Annotated in this window: 18 protein-coding genes; 7 read left to right on the plus strand and 11 right to left on the minus strand. The window is 71.9% G+C overall.

Annotated features, from left to right (window positions below):
• Position 1: 1 nt before the first annotated feature.
• From AB0F03_RS00575 to AB0F03_RS00585, 3 genes are all read right to left on the minus strand, one after another.
• Entirely contained in the window at positions 2-823 is an 822-nt protein-coding gene (locus tag AB0F03_RS00575) for an ABC transporter permease (protein ID WP_361984695.1), read from the minus strand.
• A gap of 64 nt (positions 824-887) precedes the next feature.
• Entirely contained in the window at positions 888-1,901 is a 1,014-nt protein-coding gene (locus AB0F03_RS00580; RefSeq protein ID WP_361984698.1) for an ABC transporter ATP-binding protein, read from the minus strand.
• A gap of 122 nt (positions 1,902-2,023) precedes the next feature.
• The gene (locus AB0F03_RS00585) at positions 2,024-3,247 is read right to left on the minus strand and encodes an NYN domain-containing protein (RefSeq protein WP_361984701.1); all 1,224 of its coding nucleotides are present in this window, start codon (positions 3,245-3,247) and stop codon (positions 2,024-2,026) included.
• Positions 3,248-3,472: 225 nt separating this feature from the next.
• Here AB0F03_RS00585 and AB0F03_RS00590 point away from each other — a divergent pair, with 225 nt between their 5' ends.
• Entirely contained in the window at positions 3,473-3,652 is a 180-nt protein-coding gene (locus AB0F03_RS00590; protein ID WP_361984704.1) for a hypothetical protein, read from the plus strand.
• Between the two features lie 71 nt (positions 3,653-3,723).
• Here AB0F03_RS00590 and dnaE read toward each other — a convergent pair whose 3' ends face one another.
• Positions 3,724-7,263 carry a DNA polymerase III subunit alpha gene (gene dnaE, locus AB0F03_RS00595; RefSeq protein ID WP_361984707.1) on the minus strand — a complete coding sequence of 1,180 codons (3,540 nt, stop codon included), beginning with the start codon at positions 7,261-7,263 and terminating at the stop codon, positions 3,724-3,726.
• A gap of 236 nt (positions 7,264-7,499) precedes the next feature.
• Between dnaE and AB0F03_RS00600 the strand changes: the two genes are divergently transcribed.
• The 4 genes from AB0F03_RS00600 to AB0F03_RS00615 all read left to right on the plus strand — a co-directional run bounded on the left by AB0F03_RS00600 (position 7,500) and on the right by AB0F03_RS00615 (position 12,245).
• Entirely contained in the window at positions 7,500-8,825 is a 1,326-nt protein-coding gene (locus tag AB0F03_RS00600; protein WP_361984710.1) for a DUF2252 domain-containing protein, read from the plus strand.
• 67 nt (positions 8,826-8,892) lie between these two features.
• Positions 8,893-9,579: a hypothetical protein gene (locus AB0F03_RS00605; protein ID WP_361984713.1), complete on the plus strand. Its 687-nt coding sequence runs from the start codon at positions 8,893-8,895 to the stop codon at positions 9,577-9,579.
• Positions 9,580-9,681: 102 nt separating this feature from the next.
• On the plus strand, positions 9,682-10,494 hold the full coding sequence (locus AB0F03_RS00610; protein ID WP_361984715.1) for a thioredoxin domain-containing protein: 813 nt from the start codon (positions 9,682-9,684) through the stop codon (positions 10,492-10,494).
• Between the two features lie 80 nt (positions 10,495-10,574).
• Positions 10,575-12,245, plus strand: a complete 1,671-nt coding sequence (locus AB0F03_RS00615) for an alkaline phosphatase D family protein (protein WP_361984718.1) — start codon at positions 10,575-10,577, stop codon at positions 12,243-12,245.
• 8 nt (positions 12,246-12,253) lie between these two features.
• Here the strand turns inward: AB0F03_RS00615 and AB0F03_RS00620 are convergent, their stop codons facing one another.
• Positions 12,254-12,826 (minus strand): dienelactone hydrolase family protein, encoded by a 573-nt coding sequence (locus tag AB0F03_RS00620; protein ID WP_361984720.1) that lies wholly within the window; start codon positions 12,824-12,826, stop codon positions 12,254-12,256.
• 108 nt (positions 12,827-12,934) lie between these two features.
• Here AB0F03_RS00620 and AB0F03_RS00625 point away from each other — a divergent pair, with 108 nt between their 5' ends.
• The gene (locus AB0F03_RS00625; protein WP_361984723.1) at positions 12,935-14,041 is read left to right on the plus strand and encodes a mechanosensitive ion channel domain-containing protein; all 1,107 of its coding nucleotides are present in this window, start codon (positions 12,935-12,937) and stop codon (positions 14,039-14,041) included.
• A 61-nt stretch (positions 14,042-14,102) separates the two neighbouring features.
• Here AB0F03_RS00625 and AB0F03_RS00630 read toward each other — a convergent pair whose 3' ends face one another.
• The 5 genes from AB0F03_RS00630 to AB0F03_RS00650 all read right to left on the minus strand — a co-directional run bounded on the left by AB0F03_RS00630 (position 14,103) and on the right by AB0F03_RS00650 (position 19,195).
• Positions 14,103-15,689, minus strand: coding sequence for a Na+/H+ antiporter (locus AB0F03_RS00630; RefSeq protein ID WP_361984728.1), 1,587 nt, complete (start codon positions 15,687-15,689; stop codon positions 14,103-14,105).
• A gap of 150 nt (positions 15,690-15,839) precedes the next feature.
• Positions 15,840-16,304 carry a GNAT family N-acetyltransferase gene (locus tag AB0F03_RS00635; RefSeq protein ID WP_361984731.1) on the minus strand — a complete coding sequence of 155 codons (465 nt, stop codon included), beginning with the start codon at positions 16,302-16,304 and terminating at the stop codon, positions 15,840-15,842.
• Complete coding sequence (locus AB0F03_RS00640; RefSeq protein WP_361984734.1) at positions 16,301-17,245, minus strand: RluA family pseudouridine synthase; 945 nt, start codon at positions 17,243-17,245, stop codon at positions 16,301-16,303. The genes AB0F03_RS00635 and AB0F03_RS00640 overlap by 4 nt, the downstream gene beginning before the upstream one ends.
• Positions 17,246-17,343: 98 nt before the next feature.
• Complete coding sequence (lspA, locus tag AB0F03_RS00645) at positions 17,344-17,979, minus strand: signal peptidase II (protein ID WP_361984737.1); 636 nt, start codon at positions 17,977-17,979, stop codon at positions 17,344-17,346.
• A 67-nt stretch (positions 17,980-18,046) separates the two neighbouring features.
• The gene (locus AB0F03_RS00650; RefSeq protein ID WP_361984740.1) at positions 18,047-19,195 is read right to left on the minus strand and encodes a TraR/DksA C4-type zinc finger protein; all 1,149 of its coding nucleotides are present in this window, start codon (positions 19,193-19,195) and stop codon (positions 18,047-18,049) included.
• 627 nt (positions 19,196-19,822) lie between these two features.
• Between AB0F03_RS00650 and ileS the strand changes: the two genes are divergently transcribed.
• A complete protein-coding gene (gene ileS, locus AB0F03_RS00655) occupies positions 19,823-22,966 on the plus strand; it encodes an isoleucine--tRNA ligase (protein ID WP_361984743.1) in 3,144 nt (1,047 codons plus the stop codon).
• 540 nt (positions 22,967-23,506) lie between these two features.
• Here ileS and AB0F03_RS00660 read toward each other — a convergent pair.
• A complete protein-coding gene (locus AB0F03_RS00660) occupies positions 23,507-24,781 on the minus strand; it encodes a DivIVA domain-containing protein (protein ID WP_361984746.1) in 1,275 nt (424 codons plus the stop codon).
• Positions 24,782-24,791: the final 10 nt, after the last annotated feature.

A 24,791-nucleotide genomic window follows, 5' to 3' on the forward strand; every position in this document is an offset into this window, starting at 1 on the left:
GTCACCGGACGGCGGCCCTGCGGTACGCCCGTGCCGCCACGGCCAGCGAGACCACTCCGACACCCGCGCACACCCCCAGGTCAGCGAGGACGACCGCCCAGTCCGGGTGCGCCCCGAACGTCCGGGCGTACGCCTCCACACCGTAGGTCGAGGGCAGCAGATCACGGGCCAGCCGTACGATCTGGGGCATCCGGTCGGCCGGCAGCACGCCCAGCAGCAGCGCCGCCGACATGCCCAGCTGGCCGAGCAGCGTGGCCAGTTCCGGCCGGGGCGCGAGGAGTCCGCACGCGGCGCCGAGCCCGGACAGCGCGGCCCCGGCGAGCGGGATGACGGCCAGCAGGATCCACAGGTTGGACAGCGGCAGCCCGAACAGCACGCACCCGAAGACGGCGGTCACCAGCGTGCCCGGCACGGTGAAGGAGGCGTACGCCGCCGCGGCGCCCAGCACCACGGCGGCCGGCGGCACCGGCAGCGTGGCGTAGTGGTCGAGTCCGCCGCTGGCCCGCAGCTGCCCGAAGTACTGGGACAGCAGGTTCAGCGCGACGAACGCGACGACCAGCACCGAAGACCCGGCCACCACGGACTGGGCCTCGCTGCCGCTGTCGACGACCCCCCGCATCATCACGGTGATCCCGACGGACTGGAAGGTGGCCACGAACAGCAGAGGCATCCGCGCCACCCGGGCCCGGGACAGCTGCGCCCGGTAGACAGCCACCAGCGACGGCCACAGCCGCGCGGGCGGCCCCAGCTCGGCCGGACCGGGCGCCGTCCCGGGCACGGCCCGGGCGCCGCCCGGCACCACCTCGGCGGGTACGACACTCACGGTGAGCTGCTCCCCTTCCCTACGGCGGTCGCGTGGACCCCTGCGCTCGGCGCGGCCGGTGCGCTCATGCCCTCACCAGCCCCTGCCGGGCCGCGCCGCCCAGCGCCAGGTAGACGTCCTCCAGGCTGGGCGTGGCGAGCGTGAAGTCGTCCAGGGCGGCGAAGGCGGCTCCGCCGGTCACCGTGGCGACGACGGCGCGGGCCTCCTCGGGCACGAGCCGGAGCGTCCAGCGCCGGCCGGACTCCACGGCCCGCTCGCGCAGGACGGCGACCTCGGGCACCTCCAGCGGCGCCCGCTCCCGCCACACCAGCTCGACCCGTACCTCGCCGGCGACCCGCGCCTTGAGTCCGGCGGGACTGTCGCAGGCGATGACCCGTCCCTGGTCGAGCACGGCGACCCGGTCGAGCACGGTCTCGGCCTCGATGACGTTGTGGGTGACCAGCAGCACGGTCGTGCCGCGCTCGGCCCGGCGCCGGTCCACGGCCGCCCACACCGCGCGCCGGGCCACCGGGTCCATGCCGGTGGTCGGCTCGTCCAGTACGAGCAGCGGCCGTTCCCCGACGAGGGCGGCGGCGAGGCAGGCGAGCCGCCGCTGGCCGCCGGACAGCTTCTTCAGCGCCCGCCCGGCGATCGGGGCGAGCCCCAGTTCGTCCAGTACGGCGTCCCGTTCGGCCCGCGCCCGCCGGACGTCCAGGCCGCGCAGGCGTCCGGTGGTCTCGGCGGCGAGGGAGACGGTCAGCTCGTCCAGGGCGGAGGACTCCTGGCCCAGGTACGCGAGGAGCCGCGCGGCCCGCTCGGGATGGCGCACGATGTCGTGCCCGAGGATCTCCACGCTTCCGGCGTCCGGCCGCAGCAGCCCGGTCAGCTGCCGTACGAGGGTGGACTTGCCGGCGCCGTTCGGTCCGAGCAGCCCGAAGATCTCCCCGCCGCGCACGTCCAGCTCGACCCCGTCGGTGGCGCGCAGCTCGGGGGTGCCGGGTGCGCCCCGCCGCCCCTTCACGGCCGGGTAGGTCTTGCTGAGCCCGCGCACGCGTACGACCTCGTCGTACCGAAGTGCCTGTGCCGCGCGCGTACTCACAAGGGACGAGGGTACGGGGTCGGGGGCCTTTACTCGCCTTTGGGGCCGCTTCTCCCGGTCACCGCGGCACGACCGCGCCGCCTTCGGCGGGACGGCCGCGGTCCTCGGCGGGGTGCGTCGCGTCAGTCGGCCGCGGGCGTGCTCTCCGTCGCCGCCGGAACGCCGGCCTCCCGCCAGAAACCCGCCCGGATGGCGTAGCGGTCGTGCTCGTCGATCTGGTCGTCCTTGTGGGCCAGCAGCCCGAACCGCGCCGCGTAGCGCAGCAGCTCCCCGTCGATCCGGTGCGGGATCCGCGGGTACATCTGCGACAGCCGCGCAAGATGGCTCTGCTCGCCGCCGAGCCGGGACATCCAGCGGCGGGCGAAGACCTGCCCCACCTCGTACGGGTCACCCCCGACGGTGGTGATGTCCTCCTCCCGGTCGGCCCAGCGCTGCTCGGCCGTGGTGAGCTGGGCCAGCGTCGGCATCGAGGCGACCTCGGGCGGCTCCGTGACCGCGCCGGGCCGGTCGACCCACCCCTTGTCGGAGGACCAGCGCAGGGTCGCGGTCGGCGGTTGCTGCGCGGGCTGGGCGCCGGGCGCGCGCAGCGCGGCGAGATCCTTGGGGGTCGGTACGGTCCTGGCGGCGGACGCCCGCTCCTGGGCGCCGTTCTCCGTCCCGCCGGTGCCCGGCGGTCGGTCGGTCCGCTCGGCGGAACCCTCGGTGGCCGCCGACGGCGCCGACTCGGGCAGCGGCGCGGAGAGGATCGCGGCGATCTCCGGGCGGGGCACGGGCGGCGGCGCGCAGATCCCGGTCAGCTCCTTGGCGCGGACGGCCTGGGTGATCCAGGCGCGGTCCAGCACGCGCCGCTCGTCGGCCTCGGCGACCAGGTCCTCGGACTGGTTGTAGTCGCCGTCGGCGGCCTGGACGGCCCACAGGTGGACGGCGACGCCGTGCTCCTTGGCGGCCATCATGCCGGGCAGCAGATCGCCGTCGCCGGTGACGAGGACGACGTCGGAGCAGGCGCGGTTGCGGGCCAGCTCGGTCAGTTCGGCGTGCATGGCCGCGTCGACGCCCTTCTGGGCCCAGCGTCCGTCGCTGCGGGTGAGGGCGCCGAGCCGGACGGTGACCCGGGGCATCACGCGCAGTCGGCGGTGCTCCGGCTGGGGGACGCGGTCGGGGGCGCCGTCGAACCAGTAGATGCGCAGCAGCGGCCGTTCGGTGTCGAACTCCGCGCGGTCGCGCAGTGCCTGGATCAGGGCGGCGTGGTCGACGGTGATCCGGGACCGCGAGGGCTCACCGGCGAGGAGGCTGGCGGCGGCGCCCAGCAGATACCCGGCGTCCACCAGGACGATGCAGCGGTCCACGCGACTCACCCTCTTCCCGGGAGGTTTTACTCCGGACTTCCCCCGAGTCTGCCCGACCGCGCGGGGGTTAACGGCCGGAACTCGATCTTCGGCGTGGCGTTTGCGGATCCCGCGCGCTCACCCACCCTGTCACACACGGTAATTATCCGACATGCGCCTGATGTCAGCCTATGTGAATCTGGTCCCGTCCCTGGCCCCCAGACCCCTCGCAGGAGGCAGATCAGCATGGCCAAGAACAAGAACCGCAAGCAGGCCGGCCCGCAGAACCGTGGCCCGCAGGCCGAGCAGACCCACGAGCGCACGCACCGTCCGCCGGCGGAGGAGCCCGAGTCCTCGATGGCGGGCATACCGGGCAGCCCGGCGGACGTCGCCCGCAAGCAGCAGAAGCGCTTCGGTCACAACTAAAGGGCAGTTGAAGCCCGGGCACACGAAAGGGGCGCACCCGTCGCGGGTGCGCCCCTTGACGCCGGGGGACCTCAGCCGGCCAGGCAGGACGGGCCGAGGAGCACCTTCAGGTCGCCGAAGAGCGCCGGGTCGGGCTTGACCCGGTGGCGGTCCAGACGCAGGACGGTGGTCTTGCGCGGGCCCTGGAGCTTGATACGGACCTCGCTGTCGCCCTTGTGGTGGCTGAGGATCTCGCCGAGCCGGCTGACCATCGGCGGGGTCACCTTCACCGAGGGGATGGTGAGGATCACGGGCGCGTTGGTGCCGGCGTTGGACAGGTCCGGGACCATCAGCTCCATGGCGACGAGGCGGGGCACGTCCTCGCGCTTGTCGAGCCGGCCCTTGACGAACACGACCGCGTCCTCGACGAGTTGGGTCGACACCAGCTGGTAGGAGGCGGGGAAGAACATGCACTCGATGGAGCCGGCGAGGTCCTCCACCGTGGCGATGGCCCAGGCGTTGCCCTGCTTGGTCATCTTGCGCTGGAGGCCGGAGATGATCCCGCCGATCGTCACGACCGCGCCGTCCGCGTGCTCACCGCCGGTGAGCTGGGCGATCCCCGCGTCGGCCTTGTCGGCCAGCACGTGTTCCAGGCCGAACAGCGGGTGGTCGGAGACGTACAGACCGAGCATCTCCCGCTCCTGGGCGAGCAGATAGGTCTTGTCCCACTCGTCGGCGGAGAACTCCACGTCCAGCCCGAAGCCGGGTTCGCTGCTGCTCTCCTCGCCCATGCCGCCGAAGAGGTCGAACTGCCCCTCGGCCTCCTTGCGCTTGACCGCGACCACGTTGTCGATCATCGGTTCGTACTGCGCCGTCAGGCCCTTGCGGGTGTGCCCCATGGAGTCGAAGGCGCCGGCCTTGATCAGCGACTCCGTGGTCCGCTTGTTGCAGACCACCGCGTCCACCTTGTCCAGGTAGTCCGGGAAGGAGGAGTACTTCCCCTTCGCCTTGCGGCACTTGATGATCGACTCGACGACGTTGGTGCCGACGTTGCGGACGGCGGAGAGGCCGAAGAGGATCACGTCGTCGCCCTGGGCGGCGAAGTTGGACTCGGACTCGTTGACGTTCGGCGGGAGCACCTTGATGCCCATGCGGCGGCACTCGTTGAGGTAGACCGCCGACTTGTCCTTGTCGTCCTTGACGGAGGTCAGCAGGGCGGCCATGTACTCGGCGGGGTAGTTGGCCTTGAGGTACGCGGTCCAGTACGAGACCAGGCCGTACGCGGCGGAGTGCGCCTTGTTGAACGCGTAGCCGGCGAAGGGGACCAGCACGTCCCACAGGGCCTGGATGGCCTCGTCGCTGTAGCCGTTCCGCTTCGCGCCGGCCTGGAAGATGGTGAAGTTCTTCGCCAGTTCGTCGGGCTTCTTCTTGCCCATCACGCGGCGCAGGATGTCGGCCTCGCCGAGCGAGTAGCCGGCGATGATCTGGGCGGCCTTCTGGACCTGCTCCTGGTAGACGATCAGGCCGTAGGTGACGGCCAGGACCTCTTCGAGGGGCTCCTCCAGCTCCTTGTGGATCGGGGTGATCTCCTGGAGCTTGTTCTTGCGCAGCGCGTAGTTGGTGTGCGAGTCCATGCCCATCGGGCCGGGACGGTAGAGCGCCGAGACGGCGGAGATGTCTTCGAAGTTGTCGGGCTTCATCAGGCGCAGCAGCGAGCGCATGGGGCCGCCGTCGAACTGGAAGACGCCGAGGGTGTCGCCGCGCTGGAGCAGTTCGAAGGTCGTCGGATCGTCGAGCGGGAGGCTCAGCAGATCGATGTCGACGCCCTTGTTGGACTTCACCATCTTGACGGCGTCGTCCATGATCGTCAGGTTGCGCAGGCCGAGGAAGTCCATCTTCAGCAGGCCGAGCGACTCGCAGCTCGGGTAGTCCCACTGCGTGATGGTCACGCCGTCGGTGTGCCGGACCCAGACGGGCACGTGCTCGGTGATGGTCTCACTGGACATGATGACGCCGGCGGCGTGCACGCCCATCTGCCGGACCAGGCCCTCGACGCCCTTGGCGGTGTCGATGACCTTCTTCACGTCCGGCTCGTTCTCGTACATCGCGCGGACCTCGCCCGCCTCCGAGTACCGGGGGTGGCTGGGGTCGGTGATGCCGTTCAGGTCGATGCCCTTGCCGAGGACGTCGGCGGGCATGGCCTTGGTGATCCGGTCGCCCATCGCGTACGGGTAGCCCAGCACGCGCGCGGAGTCCTTGATCGCGTTCTTGGCCTTGATCTTGCCGTACGTGCCGATCATGGCGACCTTGTCGGCGCCGTACTTCTCCGTCACGTACCTGATCACCTCGACGCGCCTGCGCTCGTCGAAGTCGATGTCGACGTCGGGCATGGAGACGCGCTCGGGGTTGAGGAACCGCTCGAAGATCAGGCCGTGCGGGATCGGGTCGAGGTCGGTGATGCCCATGGCGTACGCGACGATCGAGCCGGCCGCGGAGCCTCGGCCGGGGCCGACCGCGATGCCGTTGTTCTTGGCCCACATGATGAAGTCGGCGACGACGAGGAAGTAGCCCGGGAACCCCATCTGGATGATGACGTCCATCTCGTACTCGACCTGCTTCTGGCGGTCCTCGGGGATGCCGCCGGGGAAGCGGCGCTCCATGCCGCGGCGGACCTCCTCCTTGAACCAGGTGACCTCGGTGTAGCCCTCGGGGATGTCGAACTTCGGCATCAGGTCGCGCTTCTCGAACATGCCGGCGGTGTCGACCATCTCGGCGACGAGGAGCGTGTTGGCGCAGCCCTCCTGCCAGGCGTCCGAGGAGTCGATGGCGTACATCTCGTCCGTGGACTTCAGGTAGTAGCCGGTGCCGTCGAACTTGAAGCGGTCGGGGTCGGAGAGGTTCTTGCCGGTCTGGATGCACAGCAGGGCGTCGTGGGCGCCCGCCTCGTGCGCGTACGTGTAGTGCGAGTCGTTCGTCACCAGCGGCGGGATGCCGAGCTTCCGGCCGATCTCCAGCAGGCCGTCGCGGACCCGGCGCTCGATCTCGATGCCGTGGTCCATCAGCTCCAGGAAGTACCGGTCCTTGCCGAAGATGTCCTGGTAATCGGCGGCGGCCTTGAGTGCCTCGTCGAAGTGGCCGAGGCGCAGCCGGGTCTGCACCTCGCCGGAGGGGCAGCCGGTGGAGGCGACGATGCCCTCGGACCACCGGGCGATGGTCTCCTTGTCCATCCGGGGCCACTTCGTCAGCCAGCCCTCGGCGTACGCGTCGGAGGACAGCCGGAAGAGGTTGTGCAGACCGGTCCGGTTCACCGCCCACATCGTCTTGTGGGTGTAGCCGCCGGAGCCGGAGACGTCGTCCCGCTTCTGGTGCGGCTGGCCCCACTGGATCTTGCGCTTGTTGCGCCGGGACTCCGGGGCGACATACGCCTCGATCCCGATGATCGGGGTGATTCCGGCGTTCTTCGCGGAGTGGAAGAAGTCGTACGCCCCGTGCAGGTTGCCGTGGTCCGACATGGCGATATGGGTCATGCCCATCTCGTGGCAGGCCTGGAACATGTCCTTGAGCCGCGCGGCACCGTCCAGCAGCGAGTACTGGGTGTGGACGTGCAGGTGCGTGAAGGGCGGCTTTGACACGGTTCGAGCCTCCAGGGCAAACGTGCGTCGACGGGTGTCCCACGGGCTGTGGACAGTCAGGGGGACAGCGTCGAAGTCTATGCCCCCGCACTGACACGCGCGGGCCCCGTCCGCGTACCTTCGTGCGGGAAGCGGGCACTCCCGCGTGGCGTCGCCCGTTGAAACGGCGGAAGCGCCGTCGTACGCGTTCCCGCACCTACACGCACCACCCGTCCCGCACCAGGAGGCACCCCGCGATGTCGGTCCCCCAGCTCAACGACGAGCAGCGCGGCGAGGAGATCCTCGCCGTCTTCGACACCGCCTTCGGCCGGCTCCTGGCCGCCGACCCGGCCGCGTTCCGGGTGAAGTTCCGCAAGATGGCGGCCTCGGCGTTCGCCTTCTACCGCGGCACGGCGGCCCTCTTCTACCATGACCTCGACGCCGAGAAGCGCGGCGGTCCGTACCTGGACGACCGCACCTCGCGCGTGTGGATCCACGGCGACCTGCACGCGGAGAACTTCGGCACGTACATGGACTCCAACGGCCGCCTGGTCTTCAACGTCAACGACTTCGACGAGGCCTACGTCGGCCCCTTCACCTGGGACCTGAAGCGTTTCTCGGCCTCCATCGCGCTCATCGGGTACGCGAAGGCGCTCGGCGACGAGCAGATCACCGAGCTGGTGACGGTCTACGCCGACGCCTACCGCGAGCGCGTCCACGCCCTGGCCACGGGCGCCAAGCGGGACGAGGTGCCGCCGTTCACGCTGGACACCGCGCAGGGCCCGCTCCTCGACGCGCTGCGTGTCGCCCGCTCGCTGACCCGGTTCGGCCTGCTGGACTCGATGACCGAGATCCGGGACTTCGAGCGCCGCTTCGCCCCCGGCGGCGGCTCCATCGAGCTGGACGCGGCCACCCGCTACAAGGTCCTGGCGGCCTTCGACGGCTATCTGGAGACGCTGCCGGACTCCTCCCTGGCCCGCCCGGACTCCTACCGGGTGAAGGACGTCGTGGGCCGGCGCGGCATCGGCATCGGCTCGGCGGGTCTGCCGTCGTACAACATCCTCCTGGAGGGCCACAGCGACGCCCTGGAGAACGACGTGGTGATCTACATCAAGCAGGCGCAGACCCCGGCCGTCTCCCGGCACATCACGGACCCGGCCATCGCGGAGTACTTCCAGCACGAGGGCCACCGCACGGTGATCTCCCAGCGCGCCCTCCAGGCGCACGCCGACCCCTGGCTGGGGTGGACCGAGCTGGACGGCGCGGGCCAGCTGGTCGCCGAGGTCTCGCCGTACGCGGTGGACCTGGACTGGGGCGACATCGACGACGTCGAGGAGATCGCGGCCGTCGTCGCCGACCTGGGCCGGGCCACCGCCACCATGCACGCGGCGGCGGACGACCAGTCCGGCGAGTCCCTGGTGCCGTTCTCCACCGAGCGGGCCATCGACGCGGCGCTCGCGGCCGACGAGGAGGGCTTCGCGCCCCTGCTGGTGGACTTCGCGCACAGCTACGGCGCACGCGCGCGTGCCGACCACCAGATCTTCGTGGACCTGTTCCGCAACGGCCGGATCCCGGGGCTGTGACGCCGCGGATTCACAGGCATCCTTTAGGGGTCTCTTACCCGCGTACGTGACAGACTCTGCTCTCGCTATGGACATATCCGGGACCCAGCTCAGAGCCGTGCGCGCGGCGCTGTTCACGGCCTTCGTCGTGACGCTCGGCACCGCGTCGCACGTGCTGCTGTCCCGTGCCCCGCTGCCGTCGGCCGCCGTGGCCGCGGTCGCCGCGGGGGTGTTCGCCACCGCCTACGCGCTGGCGGGCCGTGAGCGCGGCTTCGGCCGGATCGCGGCCCTGCTGGTCCCGCTGGAGCTGGCCGCCGACACGGTGTTCACCACCGGCCAGCACGCCTGTTACGGCCGGGCGGGCGGCCCGGTCGCCGGCCCGCTGCGCGCGGTCGGCCTGGACGTGCTGTGCGAAGGCCGGATGGGCGCCCCCCTGGTCCGGGTGACCGGTGGCGGCGACCGGGCCGGCGCCCTGTTCGCCCATGCCGGCCCGGCCGCCGCCTGGCTGCTGCTCGCCGCGCACGTCGGGGTCGGCCTGCTGGCCGCCGCCTGGCTGCGCCGGGGCGAGCGGGCCCTGGCCCAACTGCTGTACGCGGTGGCCGGCACCACGTTCCGGCCGCTGCTGCTGGCGGTGGCCGCGGTCACCGTACGGGCGCTGCCGGCCCGCCGGGCGCCCCGCCCGGCGCCGCCCCGCAGCGCGGCCCGTGACCGGCTCCTCACGCACTCCCTGGGACGGCGTGGACCGCCGCGCTCCCCCGCCGCGGCCCTCGCCTGAGCCACCCCGGCTCCCGCGCGGCCGACGGCGTCCGGACACCGACCGGTCCCCCACCCGCGCCCGCGTACGAGCGGGGGCGCGTCCCCCATGGAGATCACCAGCATGAGCAAGCGGAACAGCCAGACGGCGAAGACGGCGGCCCGGGAGCGGCTGCGCCAGGAGCGCGAGCGGCAGGCCAAGCGCGACAAGGCCAGGCGGCAGACCATCGTGGCCGCCTCGGTCGTGGCCGTCCTGGCCGCGGCCGGCGGCATCGGCTACGCCGTCGTCCAGAACAACAAGCCCCAGTACTGGGAGGCCGCGAAGGACGACAAGCTCGTCAAGCCGGCCCACACCACGGGTGCCGACGGCACGACCGTCGTCGTCGGCAAGGCGAGCGCCGGGAAGACCCTCGTGATGTACGAGGACCCGCGCTGCCCGGTGTGCGCGGCGTTCGAGCAGACGGTCGGCCCGACGGTGAAGAAGGACCTCGACGCCGGCAAGTTCAAGCTCAAGTACGTCGGCGCCACCTTCATCGACCGGAGCCTGCCCGGCGAGGGCTCCAAGAACGCGCTCAGCGCCCTGGGCGCCGCGCTGAACGTCAGCCCCGAGGCCTTCCTCGAGTACAAGTCCGCGATGTACTCCAAGAAGTGGCACCCCGAGGAGACCACGGACAAGTTCAAGGACGACGCCTACCTGATCAAGATCGCCGACACCGTCCCCGCGCTGAAGGGCAACGCGGCGTTCCGCAAGGACGTGAAGGACGGCACCTACGACCGGTGGGCGCTGGAGGAGTCGAAGGTCTTCGACAAGGACGGTGTCTCCGGCACCCCGACCCTGAAGATGAACGGCAAGACCCTGACGGGTCCGGACGGCAAGAACGCCCCCATGACCGTCGCCGACTTCGACACCGCGCTCGGAGCGGCCCTCAAGGGCTGAGCCGACGCCCGGCCGAAGAGTGGGCGAACTTTCGCGAGTTCGCCCACTCTCGCGCGTACTGATCAGTAGCCTGATCGTCCGTGACCAGTCGATACAGATCATCCGAGGCCGCTCAGCGCCTCGGCACGCCGTTCCCCCGCCGCCGTACGGTCGTCAAGGCCGCGGCGGCGACCGCTGTCCTGGCGGGCCCGCTCGCCGCCGCCCTCCCGGCCCGCGCCGCCACGGACGCCCCCGCCTTCCTGCACGGCGTCGCCTCCGGTGACCCGCTGCCGGACGGCGTACTGCTGTGGACCCGCATCACCCCGGTCCCGGAGGCGATACCGGGCTCCGGGGCCGGCCCGGACACCGAGGTCAGCTGGGTCGTCGCCAGGGACAGGGCGCTGACGGACATCGTCGCCAAGGGCTCCGTCACCGCGACCGCGGGCTCCGACCACACCGTGAAGGCCGACATCCGCGGCCTGGCACCGGCCACCGACTACTGGTTCCGCTTCTCGGCCGGCGGCACCGACTCCCCGGTGGCGCGCACCCGCACCGCGCCGGCGGCCGACGCCGACGTGCCCGGGCTGCGCTTCGGCGTGGTCTCCTGCGCCAACTGGGAGGCGGGCTACTTCGCCGCCTACCGCCATCTCGCCGCCCGCAACGACCTGGACGCCTGGCTGCACCTCGGCGACTACATCTACGAGTACAAGAGCGGCGAGTACGCCGCCCGCGGCACGGTCGTCCGCCCGCACGCCCCGGCCAACGAGATCCTCACCCTCGCCGACTACCGCACCCGGCACGCCAAGTACAAGACCGACCCCGACCTCCAGGCCCTGCACCTGAAGGCGCCCGTCGTCGCGATCTGGGACGACCACGAGTTCGCCGACAACGCCTGGTCGGGCGGCGCGGTCAACCACACCGAGGGCGCCGAGGGCACCTGGGTGGCCCGTCAGGCCGCCGCCAAGCAGGCCTACTTCGAGTGGATGCCGGTCCGCCCGGCCGTCGCCGGCACCACCTACCGGCGGCTGCGCTTCGGCAGGCTCGCCGACCTGTCCCTGCTGGACCTGCGCTCCTTCCGCTCCCAGCAGGCGTCCACGGCCAGCGGCTCGGTGGACGACCCGGACCGCACGCTCACCGGACGCGCCCAGCTCGACTGGCTGAAGGCCGGGCTGAAGGCCTCCGACACCCGGTGGCGGCTGGTCGGCAACTCGGTGATGATCTCGCCGTTCTCCTTCGGCTCCCTCACCGCCGACCTGCTCAAGCCGCTCGCCAAGCTGCTCGGGCTGCCGCAGGAGGGCATCGCCACCAACACCGACCAGTGGGACGGCTACACCGACGACCGCCGCGAACTCCTGGCCCACCTGCGCTCCAACGCCATCGGCAACACCGTCTTCCTGACCGGTGACATTCACATGGCCTGGGCCAACGACGTGCCGGTGGACGCGGGCACCTACCCGCTGTCGGCGTCGGCGGCCACCGAGTTCGTGGTGACCTCGGTGACCTCCGACAACCTGGACGACATCGTGAAGGTGCCCGAGGGCACGGTCTCCGCGGTCGCCTCACCGGTCATCAAGGCCGCCAACCGGCACGTCCACTGGGTGGACACCGACCGGCACGGCTACGGCGTGCTGGACATCACCGCCGACCGCGCGCAGATGGACTACTACGTCCTGTCCGACCGCACCGACGCGCGCGCCACGTCCGGCTGGGCGCGCTCCTACCGCACCCGCAGCGGCACGCAGAAGATCGAGCGGACCTACGACCCGGTGTGACCCCTCGCTCAGCGCAGCGTCTCCAGGAAGCCGAGCGCCACCCGCCAGGTGGCCTCGGCGGCCTCCGCGTCGTGATCCGGCAGACCGGGGTCGGTGTAGAGATGCCCTGCCCCGGCGTACCGGTACACCTCCACGTCGGCACCCGCCCGGCCCATCTGCAGATACCAGGCGCTCAGCCAGTCGTCCGTCTCGAACGGGTCCGGCTCCGCCACGTGCAGCTGCACCGGCAACTCGTCCACCTGCGCGTTCGGCGCGATGTCGGAGGTGCCGTGCAGGAGCAGCAGCCCGCGCGCCTTGCCGTCGCCGAGGGCGAGCGTCTGGGCGACGGACGCGCCCAGCGAGAACCCGGCGTACACCAGCCCCCGGTCCGAGTACGGCGCGGCCGCCAGCACGGCCCGCTTCAGCAGCTCCTCCTTGCCGGTGCGCTCCTGGAACTCCATGCCGTCCTCGACGGTGTCGAACGTGTGTCCCTCGAAGAGGTCCGGCGTCCACACCTCGTGTCCCGCCGCGCGCAGCCGGTCCGCGGCCTCGCGCACCGCGGGCCGGAGTCCGTAGGCCGAGTGAAAGAGCATGATGTTCATGAGGCCATGGTGCCAGCCGTCGCCCTCGCGGCCGTATCGGCGGCCCTACCCACACACGCTCGGAACACACATGTTCATCACCCGCCGAGCCCGGTTAGGTTCGGAGGCATGGAGAACGTACTCCGCCCCCTGATCGTGGTGGGCAGCTCGGTGCTGCTCACCCTTGCCCTCGGCTGGGCCACCGACCGGCTGCTGCGCAAGGCCGACGAACGCAACCCGGACTCGACGCTGTGGGAACTGCTGCGGCGCGGCCGCATCCCCTACCAGCTGGTGCTGTGCGCCGCGCTGCTCAGAGGCTCCTACGACCAGGCGCAACTGTCCGCGCAGCACCACACCGGCATCGGCCGCGCGCTGACGCTGGTGCTGATCGGGTCCGCCGCCTGGCTGGTGATCCGGATAGCCGCGGCCGTCGTCGAGACCTCCTACAGCCGCTACGCGCGCGTCCACCGGGACGCGGCCCGGGTGCGCCGGGTCCGCACCCAGGTGGAACTGATCATGCGGGTGGTGTCCGCGATCGTCATCGTGATGGCGATCGCCTCGATGCTGCTGACGTTCCCCGCGATGCGCGCGGCCGGCGCCTCGCTGCTGGCCTCCGCCGGCATCCTGGGCATCGTCGCCGGTGTCGCCGCCCAGTCGACCCTGTCGAACCTGTTCGCCGGGCTGCAGATCGCCTTCGGCGACATGGTCCGCATCGGCGACACGGTCGTCGTGGACGGCGAGTGGGGCACGGTCGACGAGATCACCCTGACCTTCCTGACCGTACGGACCTGGGACGAGCGCCGGATCACCATGCCGGTGTCGTACTTCACCTCCAAGCCCTTCGAGAACTGGTCCCGCGGCACCCCGCAGATGACCGGGACCGTCTACTGGCACCTCGACCACAGCGCGCCGATCGAGGCGATGCGCGAGAAGCTGCGGGACATCCTGCGCTCCTGCCCGGCCTGGGACGGCCGGGCCTACAGTCTCCAGGTGACCGACACCACACCGAACACCGTCCAGGTGCGCGCCCTGGTGACGGCGAAGGACGCGGACGACATCTGGACGGTGCGGGTCGCGGTCCGCGAACAGATGATCACCTGGCTGTCCGAGGAGCACGCCTACGCGCTGCCCCGGGTGAACACCTCCGAGGCCGTGCTGCCGCCCTACCGCGTCCCGTCCCCCGACGGCGCCTCGCTGCGCCGGGCCTACGAGTTCCCGCGCACCGGCCGGGGCTGACCGGCCGGACGGTCACGGCGCCGGTTCTCCGGCGGCCACGCGGCGCGGCCACGGGAGCGGGTCACCGCAGGCTGCGCACGTCGAGGTGGCGCAGTACCCGGTCCACGATCTCCGGATCCGACCCGGGCTCGCTGCGCGCCGCCAGCACCTCGTGCCGCGCCGCGCTGAGCATCTCGCCCTGGATGCGCCGCACCCGCTTGAGCCGCCTGGCCCGCTGGTGCTGCGCCTCCCGGCGCTCCTCCTCCCCCATGTCCGGACTGATCCGGATGCCGATGTCGAAGGCCCGCCGCAGCATCTGCTCGGAGAGGTCGTCGGGCAGGTCCTCCACCTGCTCGATCTCCCGCAGCCTGCGCTTCGCCGCCTTCGCCGCCCGCACCGCGAGTTCCTTCTCGAACTCCTTCTCCCGCTCGGAGTCGGCCCGCACGCCCAGCCGCCGCACCAGCCACGGCAGTGTCATCCCCTGCACCACCAGCGTCGCGATGATCACCCCGAAGGCGATGAACACGAGCACGTCCCGCTGCGGGAAGGGCGAGCCGTCGTCGGTCTTCAGCGGGATCGCGAGGACCAGGGCCACGGAGGCCACCCCGCGCATCCCGGACCACCACATGACGACGGTCTCCCGCCAGCTGACCGGGATGTCCTCGTCGTAGTCCCGGCGGGCGTGCAGCCGCTTGGTCAGCCAGGTGGCCGGCAGCAGCCACAGCAGCCGTACGACGACCACCACGCCGACCACGGCGGCCGACCAGCCCAGCAGCTCGCCCCAGCGTCCGCGGCCCGTGTGGATGGCGTTGTGCAGCTCCAGGCCGATCAGCCCGAAGGCGACCCCCGTGACGAGGGTGTCGATGATGTCCCAGAAGGTGTGCCCGGCCAGCCGGGTCATCACGTCGTCGGCGTCGGTGGCGTACTCGGCGAGGAACAGAGCCGTGGTGAGCACGGCGAGCACCCCGGAGCCGTGCAGCTTCTCCGCGAGCACGTAGGAGGCGTACGGCACCAGCAGGGTCATGCCGATCTGGAGGGTCGGCTCGTCCAGCAGGTCCATCAGCCTGTTCGCGCCCCAGCCCAGCACCAGTCCCACGGCCACCGCGACGACGGCGGACAGCACGAGGTCGAGCCCGGCCCGCCAGGGCGAGAAGGAGCCGCTGAGGGCGGCGGCGATCGCCACGTGGTACAGCACGATGGCCGTCACGTCGTTGAAGAGGCCCTCGCCCTCCAGGATGGACACCAGGCGCCGCGGCAGCCCCAGCTGTCCGGCGACACTGGTCGCGGCGACCGGGTCGGGCGGTGCGATCAGGGCGCCCAGCGCGACGGCCGCGGCGATCGGCAGCCCGGGCACGATCGCGCTGGCGACCAGTGCCACGCACACCGTGGTCACGAACACCAGGGCGACGGCCAGCAGGAAGATCGGTCGGACGTTGGCCGCAAACTGCCGCCAGGAGGTCCGGCGCACGGCGGCGTAGAGCAGCGGCGGCAGCAGCGCGGGCAGGATCAGGTCGGGCGGGATGTTCACGTCGGGCACGAAGTCGGCCACCGCCAGGGCCCCGCCGAACAGGGTCATCAGCACGGGCGCCGGCACGCCGAACCGGTCCCCGAGCGGGACGCTCACCAGGGCCCCGAGCAACAGGGCGAACAACAGGGCCAACTGATCCACGGACGGCGCTCCGGGCTCGACGATCACACGGCAGACCTCTAGCCTGCCACGACGCCCGCGCCCCGGCCGTACCGACGTCTCCCGGGCGGAGCTGCGGGCGGGAGCTGCGGGGTGCGGCGGGCGGGAACCAGAGGGTGCGGCGGGTGGGAGCTAGAGGGAGCGGCGCATCGCCCGGTGCGGTATGCCGGCGTCCGGGAACTCCGGGCCGTACGCCACGTAGCCGAGCCGCTCGTAGAAGCCCTGGGCGTGGGTCTGCGCGTGCAGGTCGAGCGCGGTGAGGCCCTCCGCGCGGGCGATGTCCTCGATGGCGCGCACCAGGGCCGCGCCGATGCCTAGCCCGCGTGCCTCCCGGGAGACGGCGAGCCGCCCCAGGGAGCCGACCGCCGGGTCGCCACCGGTCTTCGCCGCCGCCTCGCCGTGCAGCAGCCGCCCGGTGCCCAGCGGTACACCGTCCTCGCGGACCGCCAGGACATGCACGGCCACGGCGTCCCAGGCGTCGTACTCGATGTCCTCGGCGACGCCCTGCTCGGCGACGAAGACCTCTTTGCGGACCGCGAAGCAGGCCTCGCGGTCGGTGAGGTCCGTCGCGACCCGGACGGTGTGGCGCGGGCTCACGCCCACGTCTCCTCGCGGACCTGGTCGAGGGCCTGCCGCAGGTCCTCGGGGTAGTCGCTCCCGAACTCGACCCACTGTCCGTCGCCGGGGTGCTCGAAGCCGAGCCGGACCGCGTGCAGCCACTGGCGGGTCAGGCCCAGCCGCTTGGCCAGGGTCGGGTCGGCGCCGTAGGTGAGGTCCCCGACGCACGGGTGGCGGTGCGCGGCCATGTGGACGCGGATCTGGTGGGTGCGCCCGGTCTCCAGCTTCACGTCGAGCAGGGAGGCGGCGCGGAAGGCCTCGACGAGGTCGTAGTGCGTCACCGACGGCTTGCCGTCCGCGGTGACCGCCCACTTGTAGTCGTGGTTGGGGTGGCGGCCGATCGGGGCGTCGATCGTGCCGCTCGTCGGGTCCGGGTGGCCCTGGACCAGGGTGTGGTAGCGCTTGTCGACCGTGCGCTCCTTGAACTGGCGCTTGAGCGACGTGTAGGCGCGCTCCGACTTCGCGACCACCATCAGACCGGACGTGCCGACGTCCAGACGGTGCACGATGCCCTGGCGCTCGGCAGCGCCGGAAGTGGAGATCCGGTACCCGGCGGCGGCGAGACCACCGATGACGGTCGGCCCGGACCAGCCCGGCGACGGGTGCGCGGCCACGCCGACCGGCTTGACGATCACGACCACGTCATCGTCGTCGTGCACGATCTCCATGCCCTCGACCGGCTCGGCGACCACCTGCACCGGCGCCGCGGCCTGCGGCATCTCGACCTCGAGCCAGGCGCCGCCGTGCACCCGCTCGGACTTGGCGACCACCGCCCCGTCGACCTGGACCTTGCCGGCCGCGGCCAGCTCCGCCGCCTTCGTGCGGGAGAAGCCGAACATGCGGGAGATGGCGGCGTCGACGCGCTCGCCCTCCAGGCCGTCTGGCACGGGCAGGGTACGAATCTCGGGAACGGTGCTCACCCGTCGAGTATGCCGGACGGGTGCCCGGCCACCGAACGGGCCTGTGGAAAACCGCCCGTCCGCAGGCCCCGCGGACGACGGGACGGGCGGGACCGGCCTCAGTCCTTGTGGACCGTGCCGTCCGGGTCCAGGCCGCGGAAGGACAGCAGCACGATCAGGATGCCGCCGCACACGATCGCCGAGTCGGCGAGGTTGAACACCGCGAAGCCCTGGGGCGCGATGAAGTCCACGACCTCGCCCTCGAAGATCCCCGGCGCCCGGAAGATCCGGTCGGTGAGGTTGCCGAGCGCACCGCCCAGCAGCAGGCCGAGCGCGATCGCCCAGGGAAAGCTGTAGAGCTTGCGGGCGAGACGGATGATCACCAGGATCACGGCGGCGGCGATGAGGGTGAAGATGATCGTGAAGGCCGCGCCGAACCCGAAGGCCGCGCCCGGGTTGCGGATGGCGTGCAGCTCCAGCCAGTCCCCGACGACCCGGATCGGCGCGTGGCCCTCCAGGCGGGCGACGACGAGCATCTTGCTGATCAGGTCGAGGGCGTACGCGAACGCGGCCACCGCGAACAGCACGGCGATCCGGCGCCCGCGGCCGGTCCGCCGCCCCACCGGGGCGGACCCCACGCCGGCATCGGCCGGGCCGGACGCTCCCGGACCGGCGGGCGCTCCGGCCGCCGCAGTCCGCTCGCCGCCGTCGTCCGGGGTTTCCGGCGTACCGATGATGCGCTCCGCCTCTGCCACGTGAGTCCCTCAACCTAGGTGCCTGACTGGGGACGAGACTACGGCACGCCCCCACGGCCCCCGGCGTTCAGGAGCGGCGTTCCTGCTTCTGCTTGCACTCCACGCACAGCGTGGCCCGCGGGAAGGCCTGCATGCGTGCCTTGCCGATGGGATTGCCGCAGTTCTCGCACAGGCCGTAGGTGCCCGCGTCGAGCCGTTCCAGGGCGCGCTCGGTCTGGTCCAGCATCTCGCGCGCGTTGGCGGCCAGCGCCATCTCGTGCTCGCGGGTGATGTTCTTGGTGCCGGTGTCGGCCTCGTCGTCGCCCGCGCCGTCCCCGGAGTCCCGCATCAGGCCGGCGACGGACGCCTCCGACGAGCTGATCTCCGCCCGCAGCCGCCCCGACTCGGAGTCCAGCTCCGCGCGGGCCTCCGCGACCTCTTCCGGGGTCCAGGGGTCCTCCCCGGTGCGCACCGCCAGCTCGCCGGGCTCCGCCGCGGCGGCCCTCGCCTTGGGAAGGGGGGTCTGTTCCGCCGTGACCGTGCCTGGGGTCTTCTTCGCAACCACTGTCGTGGCTCCCGTCTGCTTCGCGGCCCGCGCCGCACCCGCCTTCTTGGCCGTGCTCTTGTGGGCCGTCTCCGTGGAGACGTCCCCGTGGACCGCCCGCCTGCCGCCGGCCTTCCTCGCCGCCGGCTCCCGGGGGACCGTCTTGTCCGTAGCCGCCTCGCCGGTGGCCGTCCTGTCCGTAGCCGCCTCGCCGGTGGCCGTCTTCGTCGCCGGCTCCCTGGGCACCGCGGCCTTCCCGGCCGCCGCGTCCTGCACCGAGCCGTCGGCCCCCGCGTGGCCGTGTGCCGCCTTCCCGGCCACCGCCTTCCGCGCCGGGGACCTCCCGGCCGCCGTCTTCCGCACCGGCGTCCGTTCCACCGCCGCCCGCTCCGCCGTCGTCTCCGCCGCCCTCTCCGTCGGGGCCGCGTCCTTGACGGCCGCGTCCGCCGGGGCCGTGTCCGTCACAGCCGCCTCGTTCACGGCCGTCTCCTTCACGGCCGCCTTCTTCGTGACCGTCTTGCGCACGGTGGCTCTCCTCGCCACCCGTTCCTCCGCCTTCGCCGCCTCTCCCCGCTCCTGATCCACGGCCGCGTGGCCGGCTGCCGGCTTCCCCGCGGCCGTCCTCCCGGCGGCAGGTCCCGCGCCCGTCCTGCCGGTCGCCGGCTGCTGTACGGCGGTCTTCTTCGCCACCATGGCCGCGGCCCCTTCACATATTGTGATCTTGCTCGCGAATCGTGCTGGGACGATAAATCGACTCGAGTCCCGCGGCAACGGGGCACACCGCCCGATTCGCCCGCCCGCACCCCCCGAGCCACGGGCCTGCATCCGTTGTGCCCAGCTCCCCGCCGGGTAATCCGTCCGGTCGGGCCCGCGCGGACACGTACGCCCACCCCCTCGCCATTCGGGTCACGCGGCCCGGCTCGGGCCCGCCTCCACACCCGCCTCCACGCCTGCCTCCGCGCCGCGCGAAAACCGGTCCGCCGATGTCCGTGGGGCGCCGTACACTGGTCGGAGCGAAAAGCGTGGATGGGGACGAGTAGCGGCGTACGCAGCCCAGAGCGACCCGGGGACGGTGTGAGCCCGGGGGCGAGCGCGACGTGAAGATCACCCCGGAGCCGCCGGAAGAAAGCCGCAGCCGCAGGGCGACGGCGAGTAGACCCGGCCTCGCGACCCCAATGAGGGGGCTCACCGGCGTGTACGGCGCGGCGGAGGGCCAAGGAGGGTGGTACCGCGGGAGCGCGCCGCACACGGCGTGGATCAGGATCTGAGGCTCTCGTCCCTCCGACGGAAGGCAGCAAGTCCGTTGGAGGATGCTCGCAGATGACAGCGCCGACGTACCGCCAGGTGCCCGCACAGGTCGACCTGCCCGCCCTTGAGCACGCCGTGCTCGACTTCTGGCACGAGCAGAAGATCTTCGCCAAGAGCCTGGAGCAGTCCGAGGGCCGCCCCGAATGGGTGTTCTACGAGGGCCCGCCCACCGCCAACGGCATGCCCGGCGCCCACCACATCGAGGCCCGCGTCTTCAAGGACGTCTTCCCCCGCTTCCGCACCATGCGCGGTTACCACGTGGGCCGCAAGGCCGGCTGGGACTGCCACGGCCTGCCGGTCGAGCTGGCCGTCGAGAAGGAACTGGGCTTCGCCGGCAAGCAGGACATCGAGGCGTACGGCATCGCCGAGTTCAACGCCCGGTGCCGCGAGTCGGTGACCCGGCACACCGACGCCTTCGCCGAGCTGACGACCCGCATGGGCTACTGGGTCGACCTGGACGACGCCTACCGGACCATGGACCCCGAGTACGTGGAGTCCGTGTGGTGGTCGCTGAAGGAGATCTTCGGCAAGGGGCTGCTGGTCCAGGACCACCGTGTCGCCCCCTGGTGCCCGCGCTGCGGCACCGGTCTGTCCGACCACGAGCTGGCGCAGGGCTACGAGACGGTCGTCGACCCCTCCGTGTACGTCCGCTTCCCGCTCACCTCCGGCCCGCTCGCCGGCGAGGCCGCCCTGCTGGTGTGGACGACGACCCCCTGGACCCTGGTGTCCAACACGGCGGTCGCCACGCACCCGGAGGTCACCTACGTCGTCGCGACGGACGGCGAGGAGAAGCTCGTCGTCGCCGAGCCGCTGCTCGCCAAGGCGCTCGGCGAGGGCTGGGAGACCACCGGGCAGACCTTCACCGGCGCCGAGATGGAACGCTGGACGTACCAGCGCCCGTTCGAGCTGGTGGAGTTCCCCGAGCCGGCGCACTACGTGGTCAACGCCGAGTACGTGACGACCGAGGACGGTACGGGTCTGGTCCACCAGTCCCCTGCCTTCGGTGAGGACGACCTCAAGGTCTGCCGCGCCTACGGCCTGCCGGTCGTCAACCCCGTCCGCCCGGACGGCACCTTCGAGGAGGACGTCCCGCTCGTCGGCGGCGTCTTCTTCAAGAAGGCGGACGAAAAGCTCACCGAGGACCTGGCGCAGCGCGGCCTGCTCTTCCGGCACCTGCCGTACGAGCACAGCTACCCGCACTGCTGGCGCTGCCACACCGCGCTCCTGTACTACGCGCAGCCCTCCTGGTACATCCGCACGACGGCGATCAAGGACCGTCTCATCCAGGAGAACGAGAAGACCAACTGGTTCCCGGACACGGTCAAGCACGGCCGCTTCGGCGACTGGCTGAACAACAACATCGACTGGGCGCTGTCCCGCAACCGCTACTGGGGCACCCCGCTGCCGATCTGGCGCTGCGAGGACGACCACCTCACCTGCGTCGGCTCCCGCGCGGAGCTGACCGAGCTGACCGGCACCGACCAGTCGGGCCTGGACCCGCACCGGCCGTACATCGACGACGTCACCTTCGCCTGCCGTCACGACGGCTGCGGGAAGACGGCCACGCGCGTGCCGGAGGTCATCGACGCCTGGTACGACTCGGGTTCCATGCCGTTCGCGCAGTGGGGCTACCCGTACAAGAACAAGGAGCTGTTCGAGAGCCGGTATCCGGCGCAGTTCATCTCCGAGGCGATCGACCAGACCCGCGGCTGGTTCTACACGCTGATGGCCGTCGGCACCCTCGTCTTCGACAGGTCGTCGTACGAGAACGTCGTCTGCCTGGGCCACATCCTCGCCGAGGACGGCCGCAAGATGTCCAAGCACCTGGGCAACATCCTCCAGCCGATCCCGCTCATGGACCAGCACGGCGCGGACGCGGTGCGCTGGTTCATGGCGGCCGGCGGTTCCCCGTGGGCGGCCCGCCGGGTCGGCCACAACACCATCCAGGAAGTCGTCCGCAAGACCCTGCTGACGTACTGGAACACGGTCGCCTTCCAGGCGCTGTACGCCCGCACGTCCGGCTGGGCGCCCTCCGCGGCGGACCCGGCGCCGGCCGAGCGTCCGGTGCTGGACCGCTGGCTGCTGTCCGAACTCCACGCCCTGACCGACCAGGTGACCCAGGCGCTGGAGGCGTACGACACCCAGCGCGCCGGCAAGCTGCTGTCCGCTTTCGTGGACGACCTGTCCAACTGGTACGTCCGCCGTTCGCGCCGCCGCTTCTGGCAGGGCGACAAGGCCGCGCTGCGCACCCTGCACGAGGTGCTGGAGACGGTCACGAAGCTGATGGCGCCGATCACGCCGTTCATCACCGAGCGGGTGTGGCAGGACCTGGTCGCGCCGGTCACGCCGGGCGCGCCCGAGTCCGTGCACCTGGCCCCGTGGCCCGAGGCGGACCTGTCCGCGATCGACCCGGAGCTGTCGCGGCAGATGGTCCTGGTCCGCCGGCTGGTGGAGCTGGGCCGCGCCACACGCGCGGAGTCGGGCGTCAAGACGCGCCAGCCGCTGTCCCGTGCGCTGATCGCGGCGACCGGCTTCGAGTCCCTCGACCCGGAGCTGCACGCGCAGATCACGGAGGAGCTGAACGTCGAGGCGCTGGCATCGCTCAGCGAGGTCGGCGGCAGCCTGGTCGACACGACCGCCAAGGCCAACTTCCGGGCGCTGGGCAAGCGGTTCGGCAAGCGGGTGCAGGACGTGGCCCGGGCGGTCGCCGGTGCCGACGCCGCCGCGCTGTCCCTCGCGCTGCGGGAGGGCACCGCGTCCGTGGAGGTCGACGGGGAGACGGTCACCCTCGCCCCCGACGAGGTCATCATCACGGAGACCCCGCGCGAAGGCTGGTCGGTGGCCGCCGACTCCGGTGCCACGGTCGCCCTCGACCTGGAGATCACCGAGGAGCTGCGGCAGGCCGGTCTGGCCCGGGACGCGATCCGGATGATCCAGGAGGCCCGCAAGAACAGCGGCCTGGACGTGGCCGACCGGATCGCCCTGCGCTGGACCTCGACCGATCCCGCGGTCATCGCCGCGCTGTCCGAGCACAGCGCCCTGATCGCCGAGGAGGTCCTCGCGACCGACTTCGCCCAGGGCGAGGCGGACGGCACCTACGGCGACGCCTTCACCGACGAGGGCCTGTCCCTGACGTTCCGGCTGCGCCGGGCGTAACCGCCCGGACGCGCGCAAGGGCCCGGTCTCCGGCGAGGAGACCGGGCCCTTGCGCATGGACGCCGGACCAGCAGACCCGGGCCCTTGCGCATGGACGCCGGACCAGCAGACCCGGGCCCTTGCGCGTGGACACCGAACCAGCAGACCCGGGCCCTTGCGCGTGGACACCGAACCAGCAGACCCGGGCCCTTGCGCGTGGACACCGGACCGGCAGACCCGGCCCTTTTCCCGTGGACACCGGACCAGGGGTTCCCCCCCGGACGTCGTACCCGGAGTTCCTGCCCGGACGCGGACCAGGAGTTCACGCCCGGTACCGGACCGTGGGTTCCGCCCGGACGCGACGCCGGACCGTGGCTTCCGCCGGGATACCGGACCGGGCCTGCCGCCCGGATGGCGGCCGGTCCCGTCACCGTCGCGCGGTGTCCCGCACCCCACGGCGGGCGCGCGCAACCCGCGTAAAAGGGGCGGGCCCCCGGACCGAAGTCCGGGGGCCCGCCCCTGAGGCGCTGCCGACGCCGTTGTCGTACTAGTACCCGGTGCTCAGTTGTCGTCCTCGTCGATCAGGAACCCGCGCATCGGCGAGGGCGCCTGGCCCATCGGGGACGGACCCTGCGGGCGGACCGGGGCCATGGGCTGGGTCATGGCCGGGGTCATCTGCTGCTGGCCGCCGTAGGACGGGCCGGGGTTGCCGGGGTTGCCGCCCATCCCCTGGTTGCCGCCGTAGGACGGGGCGCTCGCGCCGGCCGGGGCCATGGAGGGCGCCGGGGACGGCGGCAGGGACGCGGTGGCCGGAGTGCGCGGCGGGGCCAGGGAGTCGTCGGCCTGGGTCTCCAGCTGACGCAGCTGCGACTCCAGGTACGACTTCAGCCGCGTGCGGTACTCGCGTTCGAAGCCGCGCAGGTCCTCGACCTTGCGCTCCAGCGTGGCGCGCGCGGACTCCAGGGAGCCCATGGCGACGCGGTGCTTCTCCTGCGCGTCCCGCTCCAGGGCGTCGGCCTTGGCACGGGCGTCACGCTCCAGACCCTCGGCGCGGCTGCGGGCCTCGCCGACGATCTTGTTGGCCTCGGAACGGGCCTCGGCGATCGCCTGGTCGGCGGTCTGCTGGGCCAGCGAGAGGACACGGGCGGCACTGTCGCCGCCGGGGCCCTGGCCGTGGCCGCCCATGGGACCGCCCATCGGGCCGCCCATCTGCTGCTGCATGGGCGGCTGACCGCCCATGTGACCCTGACCCATCTGGCCCTGGCCCATCTGGCCCTGACCCATGGAGCCCTGACCCATCTGACCCTGGCCCATCTGGCCCTGACCCATGGAGCCCTGCCCCATCTGACCCTGCCCCATCTGACCCTGGCCCATCTGACCCTGGCCCATCTGACCCTGACCCATCGGGCCGGGGCCCTGCGGGCCACCCTGACCGCCGGGGCCGGCGGGCAGCTGCGGGGCACCGCTCGGCAGCTGGGGCGGACCACCCATGGGGCCGCCCATCTGCTGCTGCGGCGGGCCCGATATGCCGGCGGGCACCGGTGCGCCGGGACCTCGCATCCCCTGCTGGGGCATGCCCTGCTGAGGCATTCCCTGCTGGGGCATCCCCTGCTGCTGGTCCTGCTCCGGGGGCTTGCGCATGTTCTGCTGGTTCTGGGCAGCCGCGCGCGTGGCCGCGGCCAGTTTGGCGCGCAGGTCCTCGTTCTCGCGGAGCAGCCGCGTCAGTTCGGCTTCGACCTCGTCGAGGAAGGCATCGACCTCGTCCTCGTCATAGCCTTCTCGGAGGCGGACGGTCGTGAACTGCTTGTTCCGCACGTCCTCGGGGGTCAACGGCATCTCTTCACCT

The sequence above is a fragment of the Streptomyces sp. NPDC028722 genome (genome assembly GCF_040637655.1).
Lineage (GTDB): Bacteria > Actinomycetota > Actinomycetes > Streptomycetales > Streptomycetaceae > Streptomyces.

Excerpts from the sequence above, each read along its gene's own strand:
- AB0F03_RS00625 (WP_361984723.1), top strand. The coding sequence starts at position 12,935 with ATGGAGAACGTACTCCGCCCCCTGATCGTGGTGGGCAGCTCGGTGCTG.
- AB0F03_RS00590 (WP_361984704.1), top strand. The coding sequence starts at position 3,473 with ATGGCCAAGAACAAGAACCGCAAGCAGGCCGGCCCGCAGAACCGTGGC.
- AB0F03_RS00650 (WP_361984740.1), bottom strand. The coding sequence starts at position 19,195 with ATGGTGGCGAAGAAGACCGCCGTACAGCAGCCGGCGACCGGCAGGACG.
- AB0F03_RS00600 (WP_361984710.1), top strand. The coding sequence starts at position 7,500 with ATGTCGGTCCCCCAGCTCAACGACGAGCAGCGCGGCGAGGAGATCCTC.
- AB0F03_RS00660 (WP_361984746.1), bottom strand. The coding sequence starts at position 24,781 with ATGCCGTTGACCCCCGAGGACGTGCGGAACAAGCAGTTCACGACCGTC.
- AB0F03_RS00605 (WP_361984713.1), top strand. The coding sequence starts at position 8,893 with ATGGACATATCCGGGACCCAGCTCAGAGCCGTGCGCGCGGCGCTGTTC.
- AB0F03_RS00610 (WP_361984715.1), top strand. The coding sequence starts at position 9,682 with ATGAGCAAGCGGAACAGCCAGACGGCGAAGACGGCGGCCCGGGAGCGG.
- ileS (WP_361984743.1), top strand. The coding sequence starts at position 19,823 with ATGACAGCGCCGACGTACCGCCAGGTGCCCGCACAGGTCGACCTGCCC.
- AB0F03_RS00620 (WP_361984720.1), bottom strand. The coding sequence starts at position 12,826 with ATGAACATCATGCTCTTTCACTCGGCCTACGGACTCCGGCCCGCGGTG.